General features: G+C 33.1%; 5 protein-coding genes. 4 read left to right on the top strand and 1 reads right to left on the bottom strand.

Annotation, left to right across the window (positions count from 1 at the left end; all coding sequences use genetic code 11):
• The first annotated feature begins 238 nt into the window (after positions 1-238).
• From AC3DU7_RS20670 to AC3DU7_RS20655, 4 genes are all read left to right on the top strand, one after another.
• On the top strand, positions 239-1,237 hold the full coding sequence (locus AC3DU7_RS20670; protein WP_488041185.1) for a hypothetical protein: 999 nt from the start codon (positions 239-241) through the stop codon (positions 1,235-1,237).
• 897 nt (positions 1,238-2,134) lie between these two features.
• On the top strand, positions 2,135-2,617 hold the full coding sequence (locus AC3DU7_RS20665; RefSeq protein ID WP_488041184.1) for a DUF2656 domain-containing protein: 483 nt from the start codon (positions 2,135-2,137) through the stop codon (positions 2,615-2,617).
• A 592-nt stretch (positions 2,618-3,209) separates the two neighbouring features.
• Positions 3,210-3,821 carry a macro domain-containing protein gene (locus tag AC3DU7_RS20660; protein WP_488041183.1) on the top strand — a complete coding sequence of 204 codons (612 nt, stop codon included), beginning with the start codon at positions 3,210-3,212 and terminating at the stop codon, positions 3,819-3,821.
• A gap of 464 nt (positions 3,822-4,285) precedes the next feature.
• A complete protein-coding gene (locus tag AC3DU7_RS20655) occupies positions 4,286-5,353 on the top strand; it encodes a BMP family protein (protein WP_488041182.1) in 1,068 nt (355 codons plus the stop codon).
• An 872-nt stretch (positions 5,354-6,225) separates the two neighbouring features.
• On the opposite strand, the gene AC3DU7_RS20650 is transcribed toward AC3DU7_RS20655, so the two are convergent.
• A complete protein-coding gene (locus AC3DU7_RS20650) occupies positions 6,226-6,678 on the bottom strand; it encodes an NUDIX domain-containing protein (protein ID WP_488041181.1) in 453 nt (150 codons plus the stop codon).
• Positions 6,679-6,850 lie beyond the last annotated feature (172 nt).

Below are 6,850 nucleotides of genomic sequence, written 5' to 3'. Positions count from 1 at the left end.
AATTTTTTCAGAAGATAAAGCAAGAGTAAGTATGAGTTTCTCTAGAAAATTTTTAATGCTCAGAGGCGAAAATCCGGAAATAGTAAATTCTCTATTGAAGTTTTTTTAGGATGTAAAGCAAAAGTAAGTATGAGTTTGTACTTATAATTTGCTTGATTGTAAAATCTGTAAATTATTACTATCTAATCATCAATCAATCTCTAATATTTTTGTTAAAAGTTTTGCAGGAGGATTTGTTATGAATCAGTCTTCAGAAATTCAAGAAGTCAAAAAATATAAACCACTACTTTACATTACCCCTAATGATAAATCCAGTTTACAAGAATCTCTATCTTCAGCAATTACTACTGTCACTACTGAAAATGATAAATCAAGTAATCTGACATCAAATTTATCATCTATCCTAGAATTTTTGATAGATATAGATATGAGCTTGTCAGCCTTGCTTCCTTTTTCTTATTCTCTTTCCAAGTTAATACTAAAAAAACTGATTGCTAATCAAAAAAATACTCAAGATAGTGAACAAGCAAAACTCGACGAAAATACAAAGTTAGCTTTAAATGAATTTAATTTAGAAGGTTGGTCAGAATTTATTACAGAAACTTCTTACTCAGATATACCAGAAGATTTTAACTTTCCTCCAGGTCATCCATTACCAGGAAAATTATATAGAGCGCATCCCTTAAAATCTAAAAGTAATAAATATATTCCTATAGAAGTATTTGACTCTTTACTTTATGCAGAAAGAGAAGCTGAACTAATTCGCTTATTGGTAGATTTGGGAGCAACTAAAATTACAATTAAAGAAAAAAAAGTTGGTAAAACAGCAACAGAAATAGAAGCAGATGCTAAAGTTACTGGAGTAGGTGGAGTAGAAGGAAAAATAGAAGGGGGTATTAAGAAATCGGATGAATCAATCAGAAATTTATCACTTGGAGGACAACCCTGGAGTTCGGAAATAGTAGAAAAATTTGACGAAAAAAATTATAGTTGGCTTCCTTATGAACCAGCATGGACAGCAGTTGCTCATAGTCGTTTACACGGGAAATGTTTAACAGCTTCCATTGAATTAACCAATGATGATTCTTATTCTATTTCGGGAAAAATAGGACTAGCAGAAGGATTACTACAAAACTTAACTGACTTAAATTTAGGAGCATCATTTATCCGCAATCAAAATAAAATAAGTCTAATTTATGTTGAATTTGCTCCTCCAGAAAAAAATGGAAAATCTTAACGAAGTCAGAAGTTATAAATCAGAATTTAGAAGTTATTTTTGTATAAAGTAAAGATATCTTATCCGTTATTTATCTACTCCCTAATCTCAAGAAAATGTAGCGAAAACAACTGAGATTTGGTATGATATTCCTATAGAAATCGAATAATTTATCTCACATAATTAAGAAATTATCTTTGCTGTTGAGATTTGAGTACGCTACTATTACCTAATAATTAACTTTTCAACCCTCTATCCATCAAATATCAAAAATAAAAATTTTATTTGAAATAACTCTCTTATTGAAAGGAGAGGTAATTGTTAATTGTTGAAAATTCTTAATTATGAAGAGTGCCAGTAAGACGATATTTGTATAACGAGATCAATAATCAATTTTTACTGATAAGTAAAATGACCCATCATAATTCCTAAGTCCGAGATTATATCAAGACTATCTAGTTATTAAGATTGTGGGAAGTGGAAGGAAACAGCAGCAGTTTTTCAACAACACTTTCTGATGATTTATACTGTTTTAATTTGAAATTTATAGAGATATCAATTTTATCTATAGTCTGATAGGATAGTAAGCATTCAGCCGTCAGCTATCAGCTATAAGTTATTAATATGATTATCTTGGAAGAATAAATTAGCCTTCAAGAAGAATTAAAAGTTACTACTCAAAGTATACTCCTTTAACAAGAGAAAGAATTATTTGCTGATTGCTGACCGCTAATAGCTGAATGCTTACATAGGATATATAGCACTCAAAGCAAAAGGACTGGAAATATCAAAAGCTTAAAACTCAGACAAGGTAATATTTTCCTTGTAATATTTTCCTTCTTCCTCCTTCCTCTTTTGTTCTTTCTTCTGCTATAAAATTTTAAATCAAAGTTTATAGAATATAGGATAAATAAAATAATGACTGAATCTCAAACTGGGCGAATGTTACTTTCCCACAATTTTGAACTCTCAGAAAATACACTGCCTGAACTAAATAGAGAAGAGTTTGCTCAAGTTTTCATTAATGGTTTAAGCAAATATCCACAACTTAAATGTCGGCAATTAAATCATCCTCATTGGGTGGTAGAAATTTTATTTGAAAATCAAGTTTTTTCCCCACCTCAAGTTGGTGAAAAATGTGCTGAAGCTTTAAGAGAAAAGCGAATAATTCAAAAAAATGATCAGAATTTAATTGTTGATGTCTTGATTCTCGGAGGTTTGAAAAAAACACCTCCATTAAGTGATTCTCCTGATACTCTCCAAACAGGAGAATGGGGCGTTGATGTTGTAGAAACTCACTCAGCAGAAACTTTTCTCGATATCCTTAACTGGGAAGACAAAACTGCCGGAAAAACTATTGAAAATATTTTTAAAATAGAAATGAAAAATATTCTGAGTTAATTTATTGACTGAATTCATTTCTGATTAAACAGTTGTGTGAGGTATGTTTCAATTTGGGTGCATCTCATATTTTGAATAAAGCCAAAAATTTATCGCTTTTAGGGAATAGGGAATAAGAAAAAAGTATTCTGGCAAATATGAGATACGCCCTTCAATCTTTAGTCAAAGTGGTAGATTCAAGATTAAGTAAAAAAATGATTTATAGCAGTCGAAGCAAAGGTTAGGACAGTTCAATAATGGATAATGGATAATGGATAATTGATAATTACTTTTCCCTAAAAGGAGGAGGATTGAATAAACAGAAAATTTTTTCTTGTTTCTCCTTTAAAGGAGATGATTTTTACCTTAATTATTCGGTAAAAAGCTAAAAACTTAGACAATGTAATACTTTTCCTTTTTCCTTCTTCCTTCTTCCTTCTTTCTTCTGCTATAACAATTTGTTGAGGAGGAAACAGAAAATATGTTTGAGACTCAATTCAAAGAACGCAAACTATGTCCAAAAAATATTTTTAAGGCTGATATTTTTCCTTCTTCAAATTAAAAACCTATTGAGATTCTTGATAATTCTAAAGCTACCAGAATAAAGACTAATATGAAATTGATTTTAATTGCTCCAAATAAATTACTATATGATGCTTTTCAAGAACATTTCCATTATTTACCCAATCTAGAAATTATCAATAATTATTTCGAGACTGTACCAGAATATGACTGTTTAGTAAGTCCAGGAAATTCTTTTGGACTTATGGATGGTGGTATGGATGCAGCGATCGTCAAATATTTTGGTGATATTTTAATGACTTCAGTTCAACAAAAAATATTAGATGAATATCTGGGCGAACAACCAGTTGGCACATCTACTATTGTCAAAACTGGTCATCCTCAGCATCCTTTTCTTGCCCATACCCCCACTATGCGCGTCCCTATGTCCATTGCTGGTACTGATATTCCTTATATAGCAATGTGGGCAATGTTACTGGCAGTGCGACACCACAACCGTCAGCAAGAGCAACAAATTCAAAATGTTGTCTGCCCAGGTTTAGGTACAGGAATAGGAAAAGTTTCTTACCAAGAAGCAGCTAGACAAATGGCTCTAGCTTATGACCATTTTGTTTACCCGCCAAAATCAATTAACAACTTTATCGCTGCTGAAAGGCAACTCCAAATTTGGGAAGAAGGAGACTTGAAAAAAATATATAGCTAAATTGATTACTATTACTGATAATTTAGTTGTTGATTTTGCTAGGCGATCGCTATTTTTAGCTACACTATAAAATGTTAAATTTAATTATATTAACTAATATTATATGGAGATAGTAATTTTATTTGAGTTGCGTAAAAGAAAAGGAAAGGGCGCGAATATATTCAAAGCTTAAAATTCAGAAAACCCAATGTTTTTCCTTATTATTTCTGCCTTCTTTATTCTACATAAAACCAAGAAAACCCAAGATTTTTACTTCTTACTTCTACGCTGATAAATACTATAGCTTTTCCAAAAGTCGTGAGGTACAGTTATCTTTTTGTCTTTTTATTCTCTGTTACCTCAAGCATAAAATTTTGTCCCTCACAAGTGTGGGAATTGCTACATTGCTTTTAAAACTTTAATTAGAGAATATCTCTAATCTTTGATTCTAGAGTAAATTACTAAATCTATAGGACTACCTCAATATGACTAAAAAATTCAATCGACGTTCATTTATTGGGTACATTTCAGCCACTTTAGCAACTAGCTTATTATTAAAAGCTTGTGCTGATTCTCCCTCTACAACGATTCTGACAGAAAATCCTAGTAATGATTCTATAGATAATTCTGAAACTTTTAAAATTGCTATTGCTTTACCTGGAGTTATTACCGATGGAGGATGGAATCAATCTGGTTATGAAGGGGTAAAAAAAGCAGCCGAAATTCTCAAGAGTGAGATGATTTATGTGGAAAATATTGCCCAACCAGACCAAGTAGAAACCCTTTCTGATTTTGCGAGGAAAGATTACGATTTAGTGGTCGGTCATGGCGGACAATTTGATGCAGCTATTCAACAAGTCGCTAGTCAATTTCCCAATACATTTTTTTTAGGAGTTAATGGTAATATTGCTGGTGAAAATTACGCTTCAGTGACAACAAATTATTTCCAAATGGGTTATCTTGCTGGTGTAATTGCCGGTTTGATGACTAAGACTAATAAAGTTGCTTATCTTACAGGTTTATCTTTTAAAGGAACTAACTTACAAGGTAAGGCATTTGAGTTAGGTGCTAAGTCAGTAAATTCCAGTGTTGAAGTTGTAATTAGTTACACTGGAGATTTTAATGATATTGCGAAAGGAAAAGAGGCAGCTTTGGCTTTAATTTCGACTGGGGTTGATGTGATTTATCACTTATTAGATAATGCTGCTCCAGCAGTTTTAAAAACAGCACAAGAAAAAGGAATTTATGCAGTAGGCAATACAATAGACCAGCTTGATGTTGCGCCAAAAGCAGTGCTTACTAGTGCAGTGCAGGATGTTGGAGGAGCGATCGCTTATGTTGCTAATCTTGTTAAAAACAATCAAGTTAAGGGAGAAAAATATATTTTAGGAATTGAAAATCCAGATATTACTAAGTTAGGTCGTTTTAATGATGTTTTGCCAGAGAAAGTTAAACAAAAAGTGGAAGAAGTTCAGCAACAAATGTTGGCTGGACAACTAAAGTTTGAAGATTGTACAGAAAGTGGTCAAGATAAAGTTTGCGTTAAAAAATGAAGAAATAGACAAGGAATAAGGCGTTTAGCGATCTAGGAGAGAAGAAAAAATCTGGCGTTTTCTGAGTGTGAAGCTGTTAATATGTCTGCGCCCTTTTTTTATAATTAGGGTTTGCTGAAAAAGTATTTTTTAAGGAGTAGGGGAGTAGGGGAGTGGGGGAGAATTTTCTTGCCCAACTATGCGCTAAAAATGCGCTCCATGCATGAGCATGAAGAGCTGAAAACCATGTACTTTTTCAATATTTAAAAAGGCTAAAAAATTTATCTAGTAATTATTTGAGAATTAATCAGCAAACCCTAATTAAAGTTAGCAGGTAAAAGAGAAGAGATTTATGAACTATACGGATTATGTGGTGTAGAAAATATCTAGTTCCTATCTGTTGCGGATGTTGCAATAGTTATTTCATTTTGTGAAGCATCAAAATCTTTTAAATTAAATTTAGCAAACCCTTGATTTTGAGTAATATTGATACAGAAGATTCTGCTTGAATGAGGTAAACTTATCGCGGGCTACAAAAATTTAATTGTTAATCTCTGTACTTTATATACTTGGATTCTGCTGTATTATTCAAAAACAGGAAAAACTTGCTAGAAGGCTGTTCCACATGAACATCAATATCAACAATATATTGATGTTATGATTAATATTATGTCCTGATAATTACTGATAAAAAAACTTTATCCCTTCTAATCTTTTCTTCCCTCTCTTGGTCAGCATTCCCTTGCGCCTAACGGCGACGCGTTGTCGTACCGCTTCTGCCCTCTGCCTTCTGCCTTCATTCCTCCAAAGTGTAACTATTCAACCGGACATGATATAACAATAGAGAAATCGCTCTGAGTGAATACGCTATTGGACAGGCACTATATATACTATTACGAAGAGATTTGAGACCTAAATTTTTCAATAAGTATCTGAGTATAACTATTCAAAGGATAATCAAAAGCAACTTCAGGAGTAACCCACTCCCATCGGACAATTTCTTCATTCGGCACAACATCTTCGGAATCTGAAACTGCCCAATAATTAACCATAACAAAATGAGCTTCCTTATAAAATTGTGGGTCAAGTATTGCCTCATGGAACATTGCGAAACGGATATCAGTTAATTTCAAACCCACTTCTTCCATAAATTCCCGCCCCACAGCAACCTCTAAAGACTCTCCCCAATCAACCTTTCCCCCGGGTACTCCCCATGTACCCTTCCATTTCGTAGTCTCAACAATTAATACCCGACCAGAAGGCCCCTTAACTAAAGCGCCAACTGTGACAAGTGGAAACTCTGGCTTAACTGCTGACTCTTCCATACCTTCCCTGCTGAATGTCATATTATCCAGAGAAACTATAGCATTTCATTGCTCAAGTTATGACTCTATCTCTTAATATTATGTCCGGATAATCAGTTATAAAAAACCTTCTCCCTTTAAACTTTTCTTTCCCTTCTGCCTTCTGCATTCTGCCTTTCCTGCTCCAAAGTGTGACTATTCAACCAGACATGAT

This window comes from Okeania sp. (assembly GCF_983059655.1).
This window is presented reverse-complemented; position numbering and strand designations above follow the sequence as displayed.